This is a genomic window from Gemmatimonadaceae bacterium (assembly GCA_030647905.1).
Lineage (GTDB): Bacteria > Gemmatimonadota > Gemmatimonadetes > Gemmatimonadales > Gemmatimonadaceae > UBA4720.
The window spans coordinates 19,137-41,204 of record JAUSJA010000027.1 but is presented as its reverse complement, the minus strand read 5'-3'; the positions used below and the strand labels follow the sequence as shown (position 1 = coordinate 41,204).

Below are 22,068 nucleotides of genomic sequence, written 5' to 3'. Positions count from 1 at the left end.
AGGCCAGCAGGTCGCCGATGCCGGCGATGGCCAGGTCGGCCGGCGGGGAGCCGGAGAGTACGTCGGGGTCGAGTGCGTAACGTCCCTGCCGCCGGGGCGCGCTCATGAGCCGGGCGATCCCGGACAAGCCGTCGGTTCGATTGCGCACCACGCGTGACAGGCGCGGCCGTGCATCAGCGCCTGGACCTCCGCAGGCCCGTCGCTCCCGGCGGCGTAATTCGGGAAGGGTGGAGGAGGGAGGCGCGCCCAGGCCTCTTCGATCGGAGTGATGATGCGCCACGCGGCCTCCACCTCGTCGCGGCGCGTGAAGAGCGTCCCATCGCCGCGCATCGCGTCGAGCAGGAGCGTCGCGTACGCGTCCGGCAGCTCCGACGGGAAGCTCTTCGCGTAGGCGAACTCCGCCTCGACGGGGAGCGGCCGCATCTCCGAGCCGGGCTGCTTGGCCGCGAAGGTGATGGTGATACCTTCGCCTGGCTGGATCCGGAGCGTGATCAGATTCGGCTCCCTGCCCGCCGCGAGCGTGCTCGCGAAAAGCGTCTGCGGTGTCCGCCGGAAGTGGACCATGATCTCCGTCATCTTGCGCCCAAGCCGCTTCCCGGCGCGCACGTAGAAGGGCACCCCCGCCCAGCGCCAGTTATCGACGTGAAACTCGATGGCGGCGAAGGTCTCCACGAGAGAGGTCCTGCTCACGCCGGGCTCGTCGCGGTAGCCCGGGACTGGTATCCCCCCGACCGTCCCCGCTCTGTACTGGCCGCGCACTGTCCGCCGCAGCACCTCCTCGACGGTCATCGGCGGCATCGCCCGCAGCACCTCCACCTTCTGGCCGCGCACCGCGTCGGCGTCGAAGGCTGCGGGCGGCTCCATCGCGGTAAGGGTCAGGAGCTGCAGCAGGTGGTTCGCGACCATGTCGCGCAGTGCACCCGTCTCCTCGTAGAACGCAGCCCGGTGCTCGACGCCGAGCTCCTCGGCGGCCGTGATCTCGACGTACTCGACGTAGTTGCGGTTCCACACCGGCTCGAAGATCGAGTTGCCGAAGCGGAACACGAGGAGGTTCTGAACGGTCTCCTTCCCGAGGTAGTGGTCGATGCGGAAGACCGCGTCCTCGGGGAACACATCGTTGACGACGAGGTTCAGCTCGCGCGCCGACTCGAGGTCGCGGCCAAACGGCTTCTCGAGAACGATGCGCGACCAGCCGTGAGCGTTGCGCGCCAGGCCGGCGGTGCCGAGCCCCTCGATGATCGGCCGCGCCAACGAGGCCGGGGTCGCGACGTAGAACAGGTAGTTCGGGCTCGCGCCGTCCTGCCGCCGGGCCTCGAGCTCGGCCGCGAGCTCCGGATAGAAGGCGGGGTCGTTTGGGTCGCCGGCGAGGTAACGCAGCCGTTGCTCGAACTCCCGCCAGCGGGGGTCGTCCGCGTCGCTCCCGTCCCGCGACGCCGCGGCGGCCTCGCGCATGCGGGCGCGGAATTCCTCCCCGGACAGCGGCGTCCGCCCCGTGCCGATCACCTCGCACCGGTTGCTCAATTCGCCGACGCACTGCAGACCGTAGAGCGCGAGCATGAGCTTCCGCTGCGTCAGGTCTCCCGTCGCGCCGAAGATGATCACCGTGCACGACTCGGCACGCGGAGACGGCGCATCCTCGGCGGTCTCGCGAGTGACAGCCCGCACGGTCACGCTCATCGCGGTTCCCCTTGTGCGGACTGCTCGATCACACTTCGCCAGTCGGTGTGCACGAACCCGGCGTCCGGCCGATCCACGCGCTCGTACGTGTGCGCGCCGAAGAAGTCACGCTGGGCCTGCGTGAGGTTCTGCGGCAGCCGCGCGCTGCGATAGCTGTCGAAGTACGCGAGGGCGGCCGACATCGCCGGCACGGGAACGCCCGCCGCGACCGCCGCCGCCACCGTGCACCGCCACCCGCTCTCCGCCTCCGACAGCAACGGACGGACGTCGATGTCGAGCAGCAGGTTCGGCAGATCGGGCGCGCGCTCGAATGCGTGCATGAGCGTGTCGAGCAACCGCGCGCGGATGATGCAGCCGCCCTTCCAGATGCGCGCGATCTCTTGCAGGTCGACGCCCCAGCCGTACCCGGTGGAGGCCACACGGAGCAGGCTCATCCCCTGCGCGTAGGCGCAGACCATCGCACCGCGGAGGGCGTCGTGGACGGCGGCGACCATTTCGCTCGCGTCGCCCGTAATGCGGCCCGTGGTCGCGCTCGCGAGCAAGGTGCTGGCGGTCACGCGCTCGCCCTTCATGCCTGACATCATCCGCGCATCGATCGCCGCCGCGATCGTCGGGATCGGAACGCCGAGGTCGAGCGCCGACTGCGCCGTCCACTTCCCGGTGCCCTTCTGTCCGGCTTGGTCGAGGATCATCTCGACCAACGGGTTCCCCGTCTCGGGATCCCGCGCGCCGAGCACCTGCGCCGCGACCTCGATCAAGTAGGACTCGAGGGGCCCGCGGTTCCACCCGGCGAAGATGCCGGCCACTTCCTCCGCCGGGAGGCCCATCCCCCGGCGGAGCAGGTCGTACGCCTCGGCGATTGCCTGCATGAGGCCGTACTCGATGCCGTTGTGCACCATCTTCACGAAGTGGCCGGCGCCGTCCGGCCCGACGTAGGTCACGCACGGACCGGACTCCGTCTTCGCGGCGATCGACTCGAGCACCGGGCGCAGCAGATCGTACGCCGCGCGCGCGCCGCCCGGCATCAGCGACGGACCGTAGCGCGCGCCCTCCTCGCCGCCGGAAACGCCCATCCCGACGAGGTAGATCCCGCGTGCGCGCATGGCGGCCTCGCGCCGCTGCGTGTCACGGAAGAATGAGTTGCCACCGTCAATCACCACATCGCCGCGAGAGAGGAGCGGCGCCAGCCGATCGAGCATCTCGTCCACGGGCTCGCCGGCCTTGACCATCAGCAGGATGCGGCGGGGCGGAACGAGCGCCGCCGTGAACTCCTCGAGCGTCCGCGTGCCGACCCACTGCCGGCTCGCGCCGCTGTTCTCGAGGAAGCGCTCGACCTTCCCCTCAGTGTGGGTCCAGAGCGCCACGCGGTAGCCATGGTCCTCCATGTTGAGCGCAAGGTTCTCGCCCATCACGCCGAGGCCGATCACTCCGAACTGCGCCGTCTGGGGTGTCACGCTCATGGCTGACATGCCTGGCCTCCTCCACATGGTCTTCTCAAACTTATTTCCACGCCCCAGGCGCAAGCTCGCCGCGTGCCCGACAAACGTGGCGACACATCGGCGTCATCCCGTGCTTTATGATCTCTCAAGACTGTGAATGCTGACTGTGCCGCAGCAACAGCCCGCTTTGTCCACAACGGGCAAGCTCGTCGTGCGATGCTCGTGGAGTTTCCGGCGCGTTTCTTCAACCGGCTCATCTGCGGCACAACAAGCAGACGAGGGTCGCATAATCTCTTCGACGCGAACTTCGGAAGCACGGCGGTCCTCAGCCGCCACGCCGCAACACACGTCGCGCTCGGTGACGACGCCGGCCAGCTTGAGGTTTTCTGTATCCTCAACCACGGGCGCGCAGCCGCAACCTGAATCGCGCATCGCTCGCGCAGCGTGTGCCGCCGTGTCTTGCGGGGTACAGCACGAAGACGCTTCGATTGGTTTCATCACATCGCTACAACAGCCCATTGTCTTTTCCTCCTTAAGTGTTTGAGATCGAATTCAATCAACGAGGCGCTGTGCGCAACAGAGACTCAACTCCGACCAGGAAGCCGATCATGGCCGGGGTGGGCTTTCCTCGGAGCGCGTCGTGATTCTCGCGTCGCGTCATCGGATGAAGCGCTCCCACGTGCCATAGCGCTCGCCCACGCGGCCTCGCGGGAAGCTGAGCAGGATCACGACCGCGCCCGCGATCGCGTCGCTCCACGTGGACGCAGAGCTGGCACCGGCCAGCAGCCATGGTGCAGCGATGATCCACGCACCGAGAAACAAGTTGACGAACCGTGCCGCGCGCCCCACGTCGGCCAGGGCGATAACGGCAATGGTCACGATCAGCGCACCGAAAAGATGGTCGCTGTGCGCGGCCGTGCCCGCGCTTCCGAGCACCGAGGGCGTGAACATCAGCCACACGCCGAGTCCCGCGCACAGAAGCAGATTCCATGGCAGCGCGACCCCCCAGACCATCGCCTTGGCGCTCACCACGTCCGCGCGCGTCGGTCCGACTTCCGGCAGGTCGCGCAACGTGCCGCCCAGCCAGAACACGCGCCAGAACGGCTGGCCCTCGCGCCGCGCCTGCACGAGGAACTGGCCCATGGCCACGACCTCGTCGAGGGTAAGCGCGATCATGATCAGCATCGCGACCGCGGCGATGAGGCACGGCGTGCACCATGCCCCCACCGCGAGCGGCTGCAGGATGATCAACGTGATGCTGACGATGCCGAGTGGAACGACGAGGATTCCGAAGAACGTGACCATCCACGGCATCGTCCGCCACCGTCGCTTGTCGCCCATGAAGCCCATCAGGAACTCAACCATGTAGGCGATGGCGCCGAGTCCCGCATCGGGAATAGGGAAGGCGCGCGAGACGTCGGAGGTCAGCACGCGCTCCGTGCCCATCCTGAAGAACGGGTCGGTGAGCGTGGTGACGTGGCCGAGCTCAAACGCGGCCATCTGCCGCGAGAGGAAAAAGCCGACGAGCGCGAGCGCGATGATCGGCGCCCGCTGCGGCCAGCTTGAAGGGTTGTAGGACCAGCCCGGCGGCACGTCCGGGCCGGGCTCCATGCTCATCCCCGGTGGCATCGGCATCCCCGGCGCCAGGATGGCGAACACCACGACCAGCGCACCGACGAGCGTGTCGTTGGAGTAGGCGGCGGCCGTGGGCGCCCAGAAGACCAGGGGGGCGAAGAGCAACCACAGGCCGACCAGCGAGTTCGCCCACGGAGCCCACAGCTTCCAGAAGGGACGGCGCGAGAGCGAGAGCGCTGCGAGCATAATGACGAGCGCCCCGCTCACGACGTCGCTCAGCTGGAGCGCCGTGCTGCGGTACCCGAGGGCGAATGCGCTGGTGATGAGCCACAGGCCCAACGTCATGTTGGCAAAATGCGCCCAGGGCGCACCCTGGCCGTGCGCCATCGCCATCGGCGCGTGGCCGGCGTGGTCGGCCTGGTGCGGCGCCTCGGACTTTCCGGCTGTCTTCTCGAGCTCGGACGGAGGCTCCAGCTTGTTCTCGCGGTACCAGCCGAGCGGATCGGCCTTCAGCGCTGCCACCATCTTCGGCAGCGTCTCGCGCAGCGAACGCTTCGGCTCCCATCCGAGCAGTGTACGGGCCCGCGTAATGTCGAGGTCGTAGTGGTCGTTCGCGCGATCGATCATCCACGGCTTGATGAACCCTTCCTGACCGGGGACGTGGTCGAGCACCCATGCACCCGCCTTGGCTACCGGCGCCAGCGCGCCGGGAATCTCGATGGTTTCCTTGCTCGTTTCGCGGATCAGGCGTTCGATTGTGTGCTGCAGCTCATCGTAACTGAGCGCCTCGGGTTCACCGAGCAAGATCGGGACTTCCGGCGGCAACGCGGTGCGGCGCTCCACAACCAGCTCGATAGCGTCGATCAGGTCGTCCATGTGCATGAACGACTGTCCATGCGCGGTTGAGCCGGAGTAGACCCGGCTGGTCAGGTCCCGCTGGTAGATCCGTTGGATCTGGTGCGCGAGCGGGATCGAATGAGTGAGGTCATCGTACACGCCGGAGATGCGCAGCAGCACGGTGCGGATGTCGCCGCGCCCATCATGGATGATCTGTTCGGTCCGGACTTTGGACTCGGGGTACGCCCACGTGGGCTCGAGTGGCCAATCCTCAGTGATGAATTCGCCCGGCTCGCCGGGACGGTGGACGAGCATCGTGCTCGAGAAGACGAACTGCTCGATCTGAAAGCCCTGCGCGCGGAGCTCCCGCAGCAGACGACCGGTCCCCTGCACGGTGATTTCCTCGTACTTGGGGCTCGGCTCGCCGAAGAAATCGTAATAGGCGGCGAGATGGATCACGGACGCGATGCGCTCCCCATGATGCGCGCGAATCATGCGGAGGCCCTCTCGCACGCTTTCGTCGGACGTGATCTCGACAGCGACGTGCACACAACCGGGTGGTGGCGGCGCAGGCGCCTTGCGGTCGAAGCCCACGACGTCCGTGAAGCGGCCGACGAATCGCCGCATTACGGCTTGGCCGATCAATCCGTTTGACCCCGTGACCAGGATGATTCCCTTCTCTGGTGTCATGGCTGTTGTTCCCGCTTCGGGCGTGTACAGTAGACGCGGCGGCTGTGACTCGTCGGCGACACGCAGCGAATGGCACAACGTATGCCGCCCATACTGAGAATCGCCTGAACGTGCGCTGAAGGTCCACGAATGCTTCAGCGCTTTCTCGTCTCTCAGTCCGGCACCTCGCTGCGCCTCAGCCGAGCGAACGTGACGTCTGGGCGCTCATCGCTCCTCTATGTCCCGCTCTCCCATGACGTGACGCGAATCCCGGCCTTCGCCCGGGTGGGTGACTGCGTCGTAAAAGCGTTCGCCCTTGAGGCGGAGCTCGACCATCAGCCCCTCGAAGTCACGTGGCGTCATCTCTCTCGCTATGCCAGGCACGAGCGCCTTGAGCAGCGTGATCCGGTCGGCAAGAGGCATGGCGTTCGCCGCGCCGACGAGTTCGCGCAGCATGGAATGATTCAGATTGTTGGTCTCCCGACTCGTTGTCATCTGGTGCTCCAATTCGCCACGGGTAGAAGAGGGTCGAGAGGTTACTATAGCACTTTCGCCAGCGCCTCGATCGGTCGCATTCCTTGCCTAAACCTCGCCATCGCGTCGCGGTGACGCTCCAGCTCGCCGTACGGAAGGAATCGCACGCGAAGGTCGGCGACATGGCTGAACGCCGGCCGCGGGAGCTGCGCTCCAGCCAGAGGATGTCAATCAGCCGCACCGCCTCTGCTCCCGGAGCGTTGTCGATCGTCGCCGGCAGCGCGCTCATACATCCGTCGCCAAGCCGCCCACCCGCATACGGGCGGCCGACGTCGTTACTCGCCACCCAGACCTCGAACCCCAACGCGTGGCCAAGGTCGCGAAGCCAGCCCTGTATCTCGGTGTGCGTTCGGTCGCCTTCGCGCGCGGCGGCGAGCGCCTTGTCAGACTTCGCCGCCTCTTCGCGCACTCGTGCGAGGTCCGCTTCCCACGAGCGCCGCGCTTCCGCGTCATCCGCTCGTGGTGGCGGTGCGTAACGCTTCGATCCGACGTCGAACAGCAACCCCGCTATCGCTCCGAGGTCGTTCGACAGGAGATCCCGGTGCTTCGCGTTCAGCGCCAGTATGCCCTCACGCATGGCCAGATACTCATTCCACTTCCCGGGCTTCACTCGCGCGTCCGGACGTCTCGGACTAGCTCCACCAGCTGTTCTTTGAACTCGTTTGGATACGATCTGCGTGTCGGCATTGGGACTCCTCCTCCCCCAAAGGGTGAAGTGTCCACCAACCCGGTCAACTCCATCCCTGTGCTGCAGGAGCCTGCGAATACCGATCGCCCTCGCATGCAGGCTGCTTGCTGCAGTTTGCGACGAATCGCCGACGGTGTGTTCCTGTATCATGGATCAGCAAACTGAAACGTCCACAGATAATTGACTATCGACCAGATCTGCGATTCGGTGAAGATCGGTCCCCAGTAGGGCATGCCAGTACCCATGCCGCCGCGAATGATCTTGCCTTGCAAAATCGTTGAACTCGCGCCCAGCATGTTCCGAGCATTGGTGAAATCGACGGGTGATATTGTACCATGCCCCAACATCCCGGGCATATCAGACGGCGCGGACTTCTGCAATGAGGTCGCCATGACCCCATCGCCCCGCCCGGTTTCACCGTGACAGGCGGCGCAGTTCTCTTCATACAACTTGCGGCCTTCCGCCAGTTGCTTGGCGGTTGTATTGGAGCGCCACACGGCGGCCACGAGATCCCATACTTGCTGATCGCTCAACGATTGGCTCGTCGCGCGCTCGCGCAATGTACGCCAGACGTGCGCGGGACTCTGCGTCCGATAGGTGTCGGCGGCGAGATCGGGTTTGATGTTCAACGCGGTGCCACGCGATGCCGACGGCTTCTCACTCGGCACCCTGTCAGTGGGATGCGGCGCATCCAGATCGAGTTTCAGCCTGATAAACAGCGGCGTTGTTTCAGCGCGCATGTGTGTTTCATCGCCCGTCACTTCGATCGTGCCGCGCATGCGCCAGTGATTGGGGCCGCACCAGCGCGTGCAATAGAACGTGTATTTGCCGGGCCGATCAAACACGACGGTCGTCGTCGTCCACTTGCCCGGCACTACCTCGACCGACGGCCAGGTACGTTTCCCGATGGCGAAGCCGTGCATCACGTCATCGGACGTCAAGCGCAGGTGGATCGGCACACCTGCTTTCGCGGTGAGTTCGCCCGGTGTCCAGCCGCCCTCGTCCGCCATGACACCATGTATGTCGATCGTGCTGCCAGGTGCCAATCGGGCGAGTGCGACCAGTGCGGGCAAACCGATCGCCAGCACGATCACCAATAGTCGCGCAATGCGTTCGGCCTTCATGCGATCAATAGCCCCATCAAGCCCGCGGTGATGACGAAACAGAAGCCTATCACCGGCAGGGCCTGCAACATCGTGCCGCGCCCCAATTGTTTCTCGGCGGCGATGCGACGCGCCGTGACACTTGCCCACACCAACCCGCCGATCAATACGGCCGTTTGCAGAAACGGCACAATCGCTGTGAGATACGGTTGCCAGCTCACGTTCGCCGTGCCAAACAGATTCCAGCCTTGCCCTAACGGATCGCTCAACGTCGGCCACAAATATGAGATGTTACTGAACACAAACGACAGGCTAAACGCGATCCAGGCCATCAAGCCCAACGGCACGAGCGCATACGCAAACGCGATGAATGATTTCTTCAACGTCTCTGTTGACTTGGACAGTTTACGGCCGATCGCGACGGCCAACAGATACAGTCCCGGCAACGCGCCGAAGATGAAGCCGAGGAACGTCAGCGCATATGCCAGCCACGCCGCTGAACCAATGTTGTAAGCGGCCGATTTCAGCGCGCCCCACGGTCCCAACATGACCGCGGAATAAACGATCGCCGCGCCCAGCATGATGAGGGCTTTGAACGCTTCGTCGAGTTTGCGGTTCGCCGGTTTGTGTAGATCTGCGCCAAACGATCGGATGTTGAAGGCGATGTTATCATACGGACACGTGCGGATACATTCCAGACACGTGCCGCAGTACGTGTTTTTGGTCAGCGCCCCGGGAAACAACAACCACGGGCAACCGTAGCCGCCGGCGCTGCCCACGTAGCATGATTTTGCGGTGTGCGCGGCGCAGACGGCCGTGTCCTTCACGCGAATCTCAACCGGCGCGAGTTGCGAATACAGGCCGATGAAGCCGCCCACCGGACACAGATAGCGGCAGAAAGCGCGCCGCTCAAAGATGAGACTGGTGCCAATAGCGACGAACAAGAAGGTGCTTAGCACGATCGCCGTGATGCTGGGTTGGGTGAGTACGACGGCGCTGAACAAGGCGACCAGCGTGAACGCGAGGTTCTGCAGCCAGATGTTTCTGAAGCGCTTGGGCCATTTGCGATTGAGCCCCAGGCCTCCTTTCTGCGGGCCAAGGATCGCGCCGTTTTGCAGCCATTCGCCTGGCATGGGAATGGGGCAGATGCTGCACCAACCGCGTCCGAAGACCGGCACAGCGATCAGCATCAACAGCGCCCACCACGCAATCCACACGCCCACGATGCCGAAGTTGTGGCTGCCCACCGGCGTGCCGATCAACCCGGCTATGATTGCGATGAGGAAGCCAGCCAGCGCAACGCCACGGACGATCAACTGCGGCCAGCGATTGCGCAGCAGGGTGTTGATCAACGGCCAGCGCAGCACATCCAGGCCCCGGTGAGCGCGCAGCGGTTCACGCCTGAGCCGCAGGCGTTCTCGCGCCTGCGGCTCAGGGCGTATCAGTAGCGGGATGATCGTCTCGTCGCGGTTACCCGATTCATTGACGTCGTGCCGGGTCATTGACGTTTGTCCCCGGGGCGTGCCAACCACACGGAGGCCACGGCGGCCAGCATCGCAAGACCGAGACCCCGCCACAGCAGATCGTTATTACCAACATTCAGCTTGCCGATCATGAAAGGATGCAGCGCGCCACACGTCACCGAACAGCGAAAGCGAAACGTGCCCACCTGATCGGCCACAAACGACAACGACGCCGTTTGCCCCGGATCGGCTACGACGCTGCGATCGTAACCGTCGATGTAGAGGCCATGCACCACATCAGTCGCGACCAGATCGATCGTGACGTGATCGCCGGGGTTCACAGTCATCGCTGCGGGCGTGTATTGAAATCTGCTGGCCTCGATGCGGAAGTGACGATCGGTGGGAGCCGCCATCGTCGTCGGCATTGGGACGAACGCAATAGCTATTGCGATCAATCCCACTACCATTGAGCGCCGTGGTAAACGAGCTCGTGTCATGATTCCCGGTAATCCATTTCACGTTCAAAGGAACGGCGAGACTTCTAACACGCTGTGTCTCCGTGGTGAGTTCTGATTACATGTTTGAAGGGCCGTAGCGGCTATAAGTCTTGTGAACGTAGGCCTTGATATCCTGCAGACTCTGGCCCTGTCTTGATAGGCGCATCGCGTCTTGCGTGATGTCTACGCAGATTGAGCAGCCGAGCGCGTGCGAGTCGAAGTTCACGTTGCCTTTGGCATCAACGCTCTCGACGTAGCAGGAGTAATTCGATGTATGCCCCATACTGCCGCAGCCGCAGTAACAAGGAATGTGCTGCATGACATCGGGGTTGGCGACGGCGAACTGATATGACTGCTGTGTCACTGCGGCAGCACTCTGCACTGCTTCAGGCATCATCGACATCGGAGCCATCTTGAGCTCGTGGTCGGTTGAAGCCGAAGACGTCCTGCCACAGCCGGCGACTAAACTGCCCGCCAACAGCGGGACGATGACCCAAATCACGCGTGGTAACATGTCGAGCCTCCTAATGAGAAAGACAACCCCGTTGCTGTGCCTATCGTGACGACGGAAGGCCGTCCCGGGGAATGAGTGGGAACTGCGGACCTTGTTGACATCCTCCAGCCCTCCGCCTGATGTGACTAGCGCACCCGCGCCGGGCTAACCGACCCGGTGTCCGGGGTGAGGTGATGTGGCGTGGAGCCGCTGGCGCCGGGATCGGCTGGTTCTAACATGCTTTCCTGGTTGGTTAGCATGCTGCTGGAATCATCTGACCATGAAGAGCATCATTATTGCCATGACGCCGGCGCCGATCAGGACGGCAGGAGCCCTGCCGGATCCTGTCATGTGATCGCGATTTCCTGAGTGTTGATCCCTCTGACCGTCGAGTCGAACGGTTTGCTCAACTTCGATTGGCGGTTCTATCGTGACATTGCCAACTCTTTCCAGGACAAAAACAAATTTGTAGGCGCCTCCATTTGTGATTGATGGACGGAACACATACGTACCGTTACCAGTTTCGTCCGGAGAAACTTTCATTTTCCCCACCTTGCCCTGACTCTGAGTCGTGGATGAATCGCCATGTCCGGAATGTGAGCCCGCTTCCCCGGACCGCGAGCCCTGGTTGCGATCGTCATCCGACGTCACGATCAATGCAATTGACGCATCGGAGATAGTTGATTTGTCGCGAACATTACGAAGAGTAACTTTATAGGCCAGTTCATCGCCGAACACATATTGTGGAAACTCAGCGGTGATTCGTATCCCGTTGACCACAGATTCCTTGACGAGTGTTTGACCGTTCATGGAGGAACCATGTGACGCTCCGTGCATGCCGCCGCCCCCGGCGAGCCCCATTCCTCCCATACCGAGCACCATGCAGCCGCTGAGAAAAAGCGGCGCTGGAAGCACTGCATACATTTTCTTCATGGCGTCTCCATTATTTCTTTGACGTCCGCAATCCAGAACCCATCAGTTTGGGGAATAGCCGCCCGGGGCTGCCGAAGCTCCAGGACCTACCGCGTCTTGCCGAGCGGCACCCGCCAACCGAGTCCTGTCGAAATCGCTGGCGCCGTGCGCGTAAGGCCGGCTGCGGCGGTCGCGAACACGCTGCTTCCCGATTCGAATAGATACCCAACGCCCATCCCCGCCTGCACCGGCGCCTCGAGCCCCGTCCAAAGGCTGCTCGCGCCAGACACTGTGCTGAGCACCGACCAGCGGCTACGGGGGAATGCTCGCCCGACCGACAGCGCATACGCCACGGCGTTGCGCAGCGAGGCGCCGGGAGGATTCCCGAGTCTCCAATACACGGCTTCAGCGAACACGGAGATGCTGCCAAATTTCACCGCGCTGGACAGTCCGGCGCCGACATCCCATTCGCCTGTGCCGAATCCACGGTTCACGTCCGCGAGCGGCGCTTTCGCCGCGCCCACGAGACTCACCACGGGATGTTCGGCGTCACCCCGCGATAGCGCCACGTCAATTCGGCCAATGGGATCGCCGATGCCGACTCTACTGAACGGCATGTCGCTCGAGGGCGTCATGGTCCCACCGTGCATCCCGTTCCCCATGCCTGAACTACTACTCGTTGGGCCTCCCGCGCTTCCCGCTATCCCACCCGTGGGCACCATCATGCCGGTCCCGCTGTACTGCAGCCATCCCGCCGGTTGCATCACCAGAGGCACGCTCGCCGACGCCCGGAATCGGCCCGCCGACCACGAGAGTCCGTTCGAGAGATAGGTACTCCACGTACGCTGCGTGAAGATGAAATCGCCGGTGGCGTATTGCAGCCCTCCGAGGTAGGAGAGCGACTGCGCGGGGGCCGCCACGGCCGCAACTGCCAACACCCCGACCGCGAGCGCAAGGCGCCGCGCACAGCACGCGACGTTCGACATCGGTGTCTCCTGGCTTACGGCTTCCTTGGTTGCGGTGGGCTCGTCCCCATCCGCTTCTGCATCTGCTCCATCGTCTGGAGCATCTTGCCCATGTCCTTGGACATCGCCGCCATGTGCTCGTGCATGTTGCCCATGTCGTGCTGCATCGCGCGGTCCTTCATCATCTGCTGATCCTTCATCATCGTCTGCATCTGCCCCATGAGCCCCTTCATCTGCGTCGTCATGGCTGTCATGTGATCGGCCATCTGCGGCATTGCCATGTGTCCGCCGCTCATCTGCCCGCCCTGCATCTGTCCCATCTGCTGTTTCATTTGCTGTGAGCGCTGGGACATGTCGGACATTTGACGCATCATGTCCTGCATCTGCCCCATGTGCTGCTGCATGTGCTGCTGTTGCGTCCCCTGCATCATCCCCGGCTGCTGTGCGACGACGGGCGCGGCGATCGCAAGCGCGGCGGTCACTGCGAGGTTGAGAACGGTTCGATAGTGCGACATGTGAAGCTCCGTGGATCGAGGTGAGTGTGCACAAGCGTGCCGTTCGGAGTGCGTCATGGAATTCTCGGCAATGTCTCTCGGCCACTTCAGGAATTGGCGTCGGTGCATGGGCAGGTCTTGAGCTGAAGCATCCGACATGTTGCCCGTCTCCTTCGGCTCATGGTTCGCGGTGAAGGCTCTGCTGAATCCTGAAGGCTACCTGAATGCCGGGTGAGGGTAGGGGCAGGCGGTCGGCGCCGTCACCTTCCGGGGCGACACCGGACAACGCGGTGCATCTGACCCTCCAAGGCAAGGCGCAAACTCTTTCCTGGACATCCTACGTGCTCGGCTTCTGCTTCTGGGCGATTACGGCGTTCGTCGTTTTTGCGATCGCCGGGTGGACGTACAATCGACTTTGCGACGGCAATGTGGCCGCGCGTTCGGTCCCGTCGGCGTAAGTCAGAGCTCACTCTCGAAGCTTGCGCTTCAGTCCACACGGCGGGCGGAGGTGAAGGGCGAACCCATGGTCAGCACACAGTAATAGTCGAGGACCAGACGATGCATGAAAACGCCGCCCGATCGAGGACACGGCGGGCATGGAGGTCACCAGACCACTGACGCGACAGCCGGCATTGGGAGCCATGGCGAAGCTCAGAACCTCGGCGCGGGCCAGACCGGGAACGGTTCCGTTCGCCCGAGCCGCGTGGGCTGGTAATCTCCATGTCAGACAGCATGCCTGCCTACGGGCTCTGGACGCTCGTCGCGATCAATTCCGCGATCTTCGTCATTTTCTCGGGGTTCTGGCTTCTCGCCGCCGCGTGGAATGTCCTCTACGCGGCGCAGCGAAGTGAAAATCTCGCGGTCACAGGCCCCTACGCGCGGATTCGGCACCCGCAGTATGCCGCGTTCATCCTCATAATGACCGGCTTTGTGCTTCAGTGGCCGACGCTTCCGACACTTCTGATGTTCCCGGTGCTCGTAGTGATGTATTTCCGTCTGGCAAGAGTCCTCACGACATCTCGTCATCTCGGTCGGGCACGCGGGGCGATGAGGGGAGCCGAATGATTCGTTCCGAAAGCGGCTGTCAGAAGGGAGCCGGAACTCCGGAAACGACTCTCCACGTGTCGCGCGCTATGAGCAGCTCCTCGTCGGTCGGAATCACCCACAGCTCGACGCGCGAGCCGGTCCGATCAATGCGACCCTCGGTGCCGTCGGCGATTCCGGCGTTGAGCCCGTCGTCTACCTCGATGCCGAGCCACCCCAGATCCTTGCAGATGCGCGCTCGTATCGCGGGAGAATTTTCACCGATGCCGCCGGTGAACACGATGGCATCGGCGCCATTCAGTGCGGCGACGTAGGCGCCGATGTATTTCTTCGCACGATAGCAGAACAGATCAATTGCGAGCCTGGCCCGCCTGTCATTGTGCTCGGCCTCCTCGGCGAGCAGCTCCCGCATGTCACCCGTGAGGCCGGAAACTCCGAGAAGACCCGACTGCTTGTTGAGGAGCGAGTCCACGTCGCGCAACGAGAGGCCTTCCTTCGAGGCGATGAAGTCGACGATAGCCGGATCGAGATCGCCCGAGCGCGTTCCCATGACGAGTCCCTCGAGGGGAGTGAAACCCATCGAGGTGTCGACGGATTGTCCTTTCGCGATGGCGCAGGCGGAGGCGCCGTTGCCAAGGTGGAGGGTAATGATTCGCGTCCCCTCCCGCGTGCGGTTGGTGAGCTGCCGGTAACGGTAGGATACATACCTGTGCGAAGTACCGTGAAAGCCGTACCGGCGGACGCGGTACCGCCGGTAGAGCTGGTAGGGTATCGCGTAGATATAAGCCGTCTCGGGCAGCGTGTGGTGGAACGCCGTGTCAAAAACCGCGACGTTCGGAATGCTGCGTCCGAACACCGCGCGAGCGGCCGTTATCCCCGTGATGTTAGCTGGATTGTGGAGGGGGGCGAGATCGATGAGGTCCTGAAGCTCGACGAGCACCTGGTCGTCGATGCGCGTGGATTGCGCGAACCGCTCCCCACCGTGGACGACCCGATGTCCGACGGCGTCTACTACGGCCGGGCTCTTTGTGTCCGGAAAGCTGTCGCTACGGAGCCAGGAGACGACGTGCTCGACGGCTGCCGCATGGTCTCGAAGCGGTGCTGCGCTCTTGCTGCTGTGCCCGCCTGCTTCCAGCGTTATGACTGCTTCGCCTCCGATTCGCTCGATCTGACCGCGCGCGAGCTTGTGCTCCGCGTTGTTCGCGATGGTAGCTTCATCCGTCTCGATGAGCTGAAACTTTAGAGTCGAAGAGCCGGCGTTGAGAACAAGGATTTTCACGGGGAGGTCACCGCTCCTGGCCTTCCTTTTCATCAGGGGTTGCCGGGCCTTCAGGCGCAGGCGTTGGCGAAGCAGCCGCGAGCTCTCGCTCTTTCCAGAGCGTGTACACCGCCGGAATGACGAGCAGCGTCAGTACAGTGCTGGAGACCATCCCGCCGATCATCGGCGCGGCGATGCGCTTCATCACGCTCGCACCGGTCCCGCTACCCCAGAGAATGGGAAGCAACCCTCCCATGATCGCGGTCACGGTCATCAATTTCGGGCGCACGCGTCCCACGGCTCCCTCCATCACGGCGTCGTAGAGGTTGCGGAGCGAAGGCCGGCGGCCCTCGTCCCGGGCTGCGGCAACCGCCGCCTCCCACGCCTGGTCGAGATATATCAGCATCACGACCCCCGTCTCCGCCGCAACACCAGCCAGCGCGATGAACCCGATCGCCACAGCCACCGACCAGTCGTAACCGAGCGCCCAGATGAACCACATGCCGCCGACTATAGAGAACGGCAGTGACAGCATCACAATGGCAGTCTCGGGCACACTTCGAAAATTGAAGTAAAGCAGCAGTACGATGATCGCGAGCGTGGCGGGCACGACCAGCATCATCTTCTTCTTTGCGCGCTCCATGTATTCGTACTGGCCGCTCCAGGTCAGCGTATAGCCCGGTGGAAGCGTCACCCGGGATGCGACGACACGCTGTGCTTCCGCGACGTAACTGCCGATGTCCCGGCCTGCGACATCCACGTACACCCACGCAGTGGGCAGAGCGTCCTCAGTGCGCACGACCATCGGACCCGCAACGCGGCGTATCGTCGCGATCTGGCCGAGCGGGATCTGCGCGGCGCCGCCCGACGGTCCACCGCCGGGCGAACCCATTCCACCAGACGCCGACGATCCCTGCAGGCTGTGGCTGATCGGAACCAGTACGGAAGCGAGCCGTTCAGGCGTGTTGCGCAGCTCCTGCGGATAACGAAGGCGCACGCCGTAGCGCTCGCGCCCTTCCACGGTCTGCGTCACCGCCATTCCACCGATTGCGGTCGCTATCACTGCCTGCACATCGCCGACATTTACCGAATGCCGGGCAGCGGCCGCACGGTCTATTTCTATATCGAGATAGTAGCCGGACACGGCGCGCTCGGCGAAGGCGCTGCGCGTTCCCGGAACAGACTGAACCGCCTGTTCAACCTGCTTGCCGATTCGCTCGAGCTCGGCGAGATCAGAGCCGAATATCTTGATGCCCACGGGCGTGCGAATCCCGGTCGCGAGCATGTCGATGCGCCCCTTGATTGGCATCGTCCACGCATTCGTGACACCGGCCATCCGCGTTGCGGAATCCATCTCGGCGACGAGGCGATCGTAGGTCACGCCCTTCCGCCATTGGTCCTCGGGCTTGAGCGTGATGGTCGTTTCGAACATGTCGAGGCCCGCCGGGTCGGTAGCCGTTGTGGCGCGGCCGGCTTTGCCCCACACGTGCTCGACCTCGGGGAATCGCTTGATGATGGAGTCCTGGATCCGGAGGATCTCACGGGCACGTGCCACGCTCACTCCCGGCAGAGTGGTGGGCATGAAGAGCATCGTGCCTTCATCGAGACGCGGCATGAACTCGCTGCCGATCGCTTTCCATGGGATCCACGTGAGCACGAGAGTGGCTGCCGCACCGATGATTACGGGCCAGCGATGGCGAAGCACGACCCGGATGAGCGGCTGGTACATGCGAATCAGCCAGCGGTTGACCGGATTTGCGCGCTCGCGGTAGATACGTCCGCGAACGAACAATCCCATGGTCACGGGCACCAGCGTCACCGACAGTAGTGCGGCCGCGGCCATCGCGAACGTCTTCGTGAAGGCGAGAGGCGAGAACAGCCGGCCCTCCTGGCCTTCCAGTGAGAAGACAGGCAGGAATGAAACGGTGATGATGAGTAGCGAGAAAAAGAGGGCGGGGCCGACCTCTCTCGCGGATTCCATGACAGCGAGACGCCGCTGCTCCGCCGTCAGCGCGCCCGTGTCCAGGAAATTTCCTGCCTGGCCATGCGCGGTCGCCATTCGCTCGAGGTGCTTGTGCATGTTCTCGATCATCACTATCGCGGCGTCTATCATCGCCCCGATGGCGATCGCGATTCCGCCGAGCGACATGATGTCTGCGCCCACGTCGACGAAACGCATCGCGATGAAAGCGATGAGGATGCCTACGGGAAGCGTGAGAATCGCGACCAGCGCCGACCGCGCATGGAAAAGAAAGACGAAGCACACCAGTGCAACGATGATGGTTTCCTCCACCAGCTTGTCGCGCAGAGTGGCTATTGCCCGCTCGATCAGATCGCTGCGGTCGTAGACGGTTCGCAACACCACACCCGGCGGCAGGCCGCGCTCTATCTCCACCAGCTTTTTCTTGACGTTCGCGATTGTCGTCAACGCATTTTCACCGAAGCGCATCACGACGATACCGCCGACCGCATCGCCCCTTCCGTCGAGCTCGGCTATGCCGCGCCGGACGGCGGGGCCGACGGTCACCCGCCCCAGCTCCGCAACCCTTATCGGAGTGCCCGACGGAGTCGAGCCGACGACGACGTTCTCGATATCGCTGAGCGACTTGAGGTAGCCAAGACCGCGAACCATGTACTCTCGTTCCGACAGCTCCATCACCATGGCGCCGACATCGCTGTTGGCGTTCTGAATTGCGCTCATCACCTGGGTAATCGGAATTCGATAAGCCAGCAGGCGTGCGGGGTCGACGTCTATCTGGTACTGCTTCTCGAAACCACCGACGGAAGCGACCTCTGAAACTCCGGGAACCGAGGTGAGCGCGTATCGGAGATACCAGTCCTGCAGACTTCGCAGCCCGGCGAGACTCGTTTTTCCGGTGGTATCCTCGAGCGCATACTGGTAAATCCAGCCCAGGCCTGTAGCGTCGGGGCCCAGCGTGGGGGTCACAGTGGACGGAAGTCGCCCTTTGATTCCGCTCAGATACTCGAGCACGCGGCTCCTTGCCCAGTAAAGGTCGGTTCCATCCTCGAAGATCACATACACGAAGGAGACGCCGAAGAAGGAGTAACCTCGAACCGTCCGCGCACCAGGCACTTTCAGCATCTCCGCGGCGATTGGGTACGTCACCTGATCCTCGACGATGCGCGGAGCCTGCTCGCTGTAGTCAGCCTGAACGATCACCTGCACATCGGACAGGTCGGGCAGTGCTTCGAGTGGCGTGTTCTTCAGGGCCCACACGCCACCGGCGACAGCCGCAACGGTAAAGAGAATTACTATCAGCCTGTTGGCGACCGACCACTCGATGATTCGCTTGAGCATCGTCCTACTCCTTCCGTACGGCAGGGGGCGAAGAAGCAGCGGCTTCCTTCTTGTCCGGCAGTGGCCCGATATCCATCCCCGGCATGTTGCCCATCCCGCCGAGAAGCGATCCGAGATTCGATTCGGCATCCACGAGGAACGTCCCCGATGCGACCACTGTCTCGCCCGCCCTGAGCCCGGACAGGATCTCGATACGATCCTCGCTCGCCGCCCCCACTTTCACTTCGCGCGGCTGCAGCTGTCCATTGGGCGCCTTCACGAACACCAGGCTGCGCTCGCCAGTCTGCAGAACCGCTGAGCGCGGTACGCCAAGCGTTGCGACCGAGGCCGAAGCGTCCATGCGCAGCGTCGCATACATCCCCGGCTTGAGGCGCATCCCCGGGTTTGGAAGCACCACCCTGACCTTCGCGGTGCGCGTCTCCGGGTTGACTGTCGGATAGACGTAGGTGATCCGGCCGGCCATTCTCTGCCCGGCGAGCCCCTCGAATTCGGCGGTGACCTGCTGGCCGAGACGCACGGCCGGGAGGTCCTTCTCAAACACTTCTCCCTCGATCCACACTACGCTCAAGTCGGCGAGCTTGTATAGCGCGTCACCCATCATCACGCGCTGACCTTCCAGAACGTTCTTTTCCAGGACGTAGCCATTGTACGGCGAACGAAGTGTGAGCGTTTTTCGAACCTGTCCCGTGCGCTCGATCGCGGAGATCTCACTCTGCGTAATGTCCCAGTAGCTGAGGCGGCGCCTTGCCGATTCGATGAGCTCGTCTGCACTCTTTCGCGCGTCACCCGTTCCTTCGCGCACGTCGCCCCGAAGACGCTTTGCGAGAAGAAGCTCTTCCTGCGCAGTCACGAGCATTGGGGAATAAATGGTCAGCAGCGGCTGGCCCGCGGTGACGAGCTGCCCCGTGTAGTTGACGAGGAGGCGCTCGATCCAGCCCTCAATCTTGGGCGATATCGTCTTGACCCGGGTCTCGTCGAACGTCACTTGCCCGACGGTCCGAATCTCCCGCTTGACGGGTGCGAGAGTCGCCACCGCGTAAGTGACGCCAATGCGTTGCGACTGCTCAGCCGAAAGCGTGACAGGCATTGCCTCGCTCGCCGCGGACTGCGCCGAGTGGTCGTGAGCGGCCGGAGCAGCCGCCTCCGGCTTTCTCGTGGCGAGCCACGCAATGGCTACCGCGACCAACAGGGTGCCAGCGCCTGCTACGGCGATCATGCGATTCGACTTCGAGCGTGACGGCCCGAACGGATTCGATTGTGTGTCGCTCATTTTCCATATCCGGAGAGGGGTGCGGCAGAGGTCGCGCTGGTCTCGATCAGTTCGGTGCCGGTCAGCATTTCCAGCTCCGCCCAGGCGCGGCCCTCTTCGGCTTCCAGTGCCGACAGGTCCTGGCGGTATCTGTTCACAGTCATCTGATTGTCCAGCAGCGTCATGAAGTCCACCTTGCCTACGCGATAGGCGGCAAGTGCAGACGACACGGCGGCCTTGGCCTGAGGAATGATTGTGTTGCGGTAGAGGTCTGCCAGCCGGCGGGCGCGAACGACGTCAGCGTACCGCTCTCCCAGGGCGCCACGAGTGTCAGCTCGCATCGTTGCAAGGTCCGCGGCGGCCATCTGGCGCATTGCCGCGGCCTCATCGCGCAGCCTGAGTTGCCGGCTGCGCGCGAAGACGGGAACGCTGGCGCCGATCATCAGGCTGCCCATGCGCTCCGTTCCACCGGCGGTACCACCGGCCATGTCGCCAGCGCTTCCGGCCTTGCCCCTCTGCGCGTACTGCACTCCCAGTTGAAGGTCGGGCAGCAGCTCCTTTCGAGCCAGCCGTTCCATTGACTCGGCGGCTGAGAGTTCTGCGGCCCCTGCCTTCAGCATCGGCCTCGCGGCGTAGGCAAGCTGCTCGAGCGAGTCCAGGCTCGGAATGTCTTTCGGGAATACCGGCAGCGCAGGCGAGGCGATCGACGTAGGCTGCGGGCGATCGAGGATGGCATTGAGTCGCGCGGCCATTCCGCTTCGCATCGCCTGCATGCGCAGGGTGTCTTCCGTCATTCGCGCGATCTGCACCTGCGCCCGGAGCACGTCGGCCTGGTTGCCAGTGCCGACGCGGTACATCACGCTGACCACTTCGCGCGTGTCGCCGAGGAGACGGATCGTCTCCCGCATCACCGCGAGTGACTGATCAGCACGGTATAGCTCGTAGAAAGGCATCGCTGCTTGAGCCCGCACCTCCCGCCATACCTCCTGCGCGCGCTCCGACTGCGCGGTCGCGCGCGATCTCGCGATGTTTTTCGACAACCCGAGCTTTCCACCGATTGGCAGCATCTGCATCACCTGCAGCTGCGTCATGCCAAGGACTTCCATGGGCTTGAGCGCCGGCAGCTCGTAGTTCATCCATCCGAGCTGGACCTGCGGGTCCGGAGGAAGGCCTGCTGCGGGGATGCGGGCACGAGCAGCCCGGGCGAGAGCTTCAGCTGCCTGAATGCGCGGGTTCGCTTTCCGCAGCTCATCATAGACGGCTCCGAGCCGTAGACGAGTCGCCGAATCTGTGCTCTCAGTCTTCACGGAGTCACGCGTCGCGGGACCGCTCACCCCCGACTGGCCGGAGAGGATTCCCGGAGCGACGAGAGCGAATAGCGTTGCAGTGATCAACCGCATGGGCATTGCACGCCCGGCAATCGTGCCAGCGTGGTTGAGACGTTCCATTGTTTTTCTCCCTGGTCCCGCTGCGTTGACTACATCGCGGGAGGTTTAGCGGCGGCCCGGCAAATGCTGACCGCGGTGGTTAGACCGGGGCGGTGATTCTCCGTCCCGGGTCAGCGTGCAGGGTTACGCTCGAGGGGGAGGCACGTCGGGGGTGGGGCTTGGACTTTGCGGGATCGCGCTCGGCTGCAGTGCCACGGTTGCACCGGGGGGCGGCCGCGGCGAGTCCATCGATCGCGCCGATGGAAGACTGCCAGTCGAAGTGCAAGACCCCATGGCGATGCAGCTTGCGCCGTGTGCATCTGCGCAGAGCTGATCCGCAAGTACCGACACAATGAATTCTGACACCGGTCTGGGCGTCCCCGGCATCGCCGTGGAGCCGTGGTTCATCAAGGACGCGGAACCCA

General features: G+C 63.5%; 16 protein-coding genes. 1 reads left to right on the top strand and 15 read right to left on the bottom strand.

What is annotated here, in order from left to right:
• Positions 1 to 102: 102 nt before the first annotated feature.
• The 11 genes from zwf to Q7S20_09115 all read right to left on the bottom strand — a co-directional run bounded on the left by zwf (position 103) and on the right by Q7S20_09115 (position 13,367).
• Entirely contained in the window at positions 103 to 1,677 is a 1,575-nt protein-coding gene (gene zwf, locus Q7S20_09165) for a glucose-6-phosphate dehydrogenase (GenBank protein ID MDO8502003.1), read from the bottom strand.
• Positions 1,674 to 3,146, bottom strand: coding sequence for an NADP-dependent phosphogluconate dehydrogenase (gene gndA / locus Q7S20_09160; protein MDO8502002.1), 1,473 nt, complete (start codon positions 3,144 to 3,146; stop codon positions 1,674 to 1,676). Before gndA ends, zwf begins: the two co-directional genes overlap by 4 nt.
• 627 nt (positions 3,147 to 3,773) lie before the next feature.
• On the bottom strand, positions 3,774 to 6,218 hold the full coding sequence (locus tag Q7S20_09155) for a vitamin K epoxide reductase family protein (protein ID MDO8502001.1): 2,445 nt from the start codon (positions 6,216 to 6,218) through the stop codon (positions 3,774 to 3,776).
• 204 nt (positions 6,219 to 6,422) lie between these two features.
• Positions 6,423 to 6,692 (bottom strand): hypothetical protein, encoded by a 270-nt coding sequence (locus Q7S20_09150; protein MDO8502000.1) that lies wholly within the window; start codon positions 6,690 to 6,692, stop codon positions 6,423 to 6,425.
• 873 nt (positions 6,693 to 7,565) lie between these two features.
• Positions 7,566 to 8,543 carry a c-type cytochrome gene (locus tag Q7S20_09145; protein ID MDO8501999.1) on the bottom strand — a complete coding sequence of 326 codons (978 nt, stop codon included), beginning with the start codon at positions 8,541 to 8,543 and terminating at the stop codon, positions 7,566 to 7,568.
• Positions 8,540 to 10,024: a 4Fe-4S binding protein gene (locus tag Q7S20_09140; protein ID MDO8501998.1), complete on the bottom strand. Its 1,485-nt coding sequence runs from the start codon at positions 10,022 to 10,024 to the stop codon at positions 8,540 to 8,542. The genes Q7S20_09145 and Q7S20_09140 overlap by 4 nt, the downstream gene beginning before the upstream one ends.
• Positions 10,021 to 10,452 carry a cupredoxin domain-containing protein gene (locus Q7S20_09135; protein ID MDO8501997.1) on the bottom strand — a complete coding sequence of 144 codons (432 nt, stop codon included), beginning with the start codon at positions 10,450 to 10,452 and terminating at the stop codon, positions 10,021 to 10,023. The genes Q7S20_09140 and Q7S20_09135 overlap by 4 nt, the downstream gene beginning before the upstream one ends.
• A gap of 106 nt (positions 10,453 to 10,558) precedes the next feature.
• Positions 10,559 to 10,996 carry a PCYCGC motif-containing (lipo)protein gene (locus Q7S20_09130; GenBank protein ID MDO8501996.1) on the bottom strand — a complete coding sequence of 146 codons (438 nt, stop codon included), beginning with the start codon at positions 10,994 to 10,996 and terminating at the stop codon, positions 10,559 to 10,561.
• Positions 10,997 to 11,245: 249 nt separating this feature from the next.
• Positions 11,246 to 11,908 (bottom strand): hypothetical protein, encoded by a 663-nt coding sequence (locus Q7S20_09125; protein ID MDO8501995.1) that lies wholly within the window; start codon positions 11,906 to 11,908, stop codon positions 11,246 to 11,248.
• A gap of 86 nt (positions 11,909 to 11,994) precedes the next feature.
• Positions 11,995 to 12,873 (bottom strand): hypothetical protein, encoded by an 879-nt coding sequence (locus Q7S20_09120; protein MDO8501994.1) that lies wholly within the window; start codon positions 12,871 to 12,873, stop codon positions 11,995 to 11,997.
• 14 nt (positions 12,874 to 12,887) lie between these two features.
• Positions 12,888 to 13,367 carry a hypothetical protein gene (locus tag Q7S20_09115; protein MDO8501993.1) on the bottom strand — a complete coding sequence of 160 codons (480 nt, stop codon included), beginning with the start codon at positions 13,365 to 13,367 and terminating at the stop codon, positions 12,888 to 12,890.
• Positions 13,368 to 14,066: 699 nt separating this feature from the next.
• On the opposite strand from Q7S20_09115, the gene Q7S20_09110 reads away from it, so the two are divergent.
• Positions 14,067 to 14,411 carry a methyltransferase gene (locus tag Q7S20_09110; protein ID MDO8501992.1) on the top strand — a complete coding sequence of 115 codons (345 nt, stop codon included), beginning with the start codon at positions 14,067 to 14,069 and terminating at the stop codon, positions 14,409 to 14,411.
• Between the two features lie 19 nt (positions 14,412 to 14,430).
• Here the strand turns inward: Q7S20_09110 and Q7S20_09105 are convergent, their stop codons facing one another.
• From Q7S20_09105 to Q7S20_09090, 4 genes are read right to left on the bottom strand one after another with little or no spacing between them, the layout of a single operon-like run.
• Positions 14,431 to 15,702, bottom strand: a complete 1,272-nt coding sequence (locus tag Q7S20_09105; GenBank protein ID MDO8501991.1) for an acetate kinase — start codon at positions 15,700 to 15,702, stop codon at positions 14,431 to 14,433.
• The gene (locus Q7S20_09100) at positions 15,677 to 18,967 is read right to left on the bottom strand and encodes a CusA/CzcA family heavy metal efflux RND transporter (GenBank protein MDO8501990.1); all 3,291 of its coding nucleotides are present in this window, start codon (positions 18,965 to 18,967) and stop codon (positions 15,677 to 15,679) included. Before Q7S20_09100 ends, Q7S20_09105 begins: the two co-directional genes overlap by 26 nt.
• Before the next feature lie 4 nt (positions 18,968 to 18,971).
• Entirely contained in the window at positions 18,972 to 20,237 is a 1,266-nt protein-coding gene (locus tag Q7S20_09095; protein ID MDO8501989.1) for an efflux RND transporter periplasmic adaptor subunit, read from the bottom strand.
• Positions 20,234 to 21,664: a TolC family protein gene (locus Q7S20_09090; GenBank protein ID MDO8501988.1), complete on the bottom strand. Its 1,431-nt coding sequence runs from the start codon at positions 21,662 to 21,664 to the stop codon at positions 20,234 to 20,236. The genes Q7S20_09095 and Q7S20_09090 overlap by 4 nt, the downstream gene beginning before the upstream one ends.
• Positions 21,665 to 22,068: the final 404 nt, after the last annotated feature.

What these genes read in the sequence shown, in the direction of transcription:
- Q7S20_09125 (MDO8501995.1), bottom strand. Translation starts at nt 11,908, where the DNA reads ATGAAGAAAATGTATGCAGTGCTTCCAGCGCCGCTTTTTCTCAGCGGC.
- Q7S20_09150 (MDO8502000.1), bottom strand. Translation starts at nt 6,692, where the DNA reads ATGACAACGAGTCGGGAGACCAACAATCTGAATCATTCCATGCTGCGC.
- Q7S20_09095 (MDO8501989.1), bottom strand. Translation starts at nt 20,237, where the DNA reads ATGAGCGACACACAATCGAATCCGTTCGGGCCGTCACGCTCGAAGTCG.
- zwf (MDO8502003.1), bottom strand. Translation starts at nt 1,677, where the DNA reads ATGAGCGTGACCGTGCGGGCTGTCACTCGCGAGACCGCCGAGGATGCG.
- Q7S20_09090 (MDO8501988.1), bottom strand. Translation starts at nt 21,664, where the DNA reads ATGGAACGTCTCAACCACGCTGGCACGATTGCCGGGCGTGCAATGCCC.
- Q7S20_09100 (MDO8501990.1), bottom strand. Translation starts at nt 18,967, where the DNA reads ATGCTCAAGCGAATCATCGAGTGGTCGGTCGCCAACAGGCTGATAGTA.
- gndA (MDO8502002.1), bottom strand. Translation starts at nt 3,146, where the DNA reads ATGTCAGCCATGAGCGTGACACCCCAGACGGCGCAGTTCGGAGTGATC.
- Q7S20_09105 (MDO8501991.1), bottom strand. Translation starts at nt 15,702, where the DNA reads ATGAAAAGGAAGGCCAGGAGCGGTGACCTCCCCGTGAAAATCCTTGTT.
- Q7S20_09140 (MDO8501998.1), bottom strand. Translation starts at nt 10,024, where the DNA reads ATGACCCGGCACGACGTCAATGAATCGGGTAACCGCGACGAGACGATC.
- Q7S20_09130 (MDO8501996.1), bottom strand. Translation starts at nt 10,996, where the DNA reads ATGTTACCACGCGTGATTTGGGTCATCGTCCCGCTGTTGGCGGGCAGT.
- Q7S20_09110 (MDO8501992.1), top strand. Translation starts at nt 14,067, where the DNA reads ATGTCAGACAGCATGCCTGCCTACGGGCTCTGGACGCTCGTCGCGATC.
- Q7S20_09115 (MDO8501993.1), bottom strand. Translation starts at nt 13,367, where the DNA reads ATGTCGCACTATCGAACCGTTCTCAACCTCGCAGTGACCGCCGCGCTT.
- Q7S20_09155 (MDO8502001.1), bottom strand. Translation starts at nt 6,218, where the DNA reads ATGACACCAGAGAAGGGAATCATCCTGGTCACGGGGTCAAACGGATTG.
- Q7S20_09120 (MDO8501994.1), bottom strand. Translation starts at nt 12,873, where the DNA reads ATGTCGAACGTCGCGTGCTGTGCGCGGCGCCTTGCGCTCGCGGTCGGG.
- Q7S20_09135 (MDO8501997.1), bottom strand. Translation starts at nt 10,452, where the DNA reads ATGGTAGTGGGATTGATCGCAATAGCTATTGCGTTCGTCCCAATGCCG.
- Q7S20_09145 (MDO8501999.1), bottom strand. Translation starts at nt 8,543, where the DNA reads ATGAAGGCCGAACGCATTGCGCGACTATTGGTGATCGTGCTGGCGATC.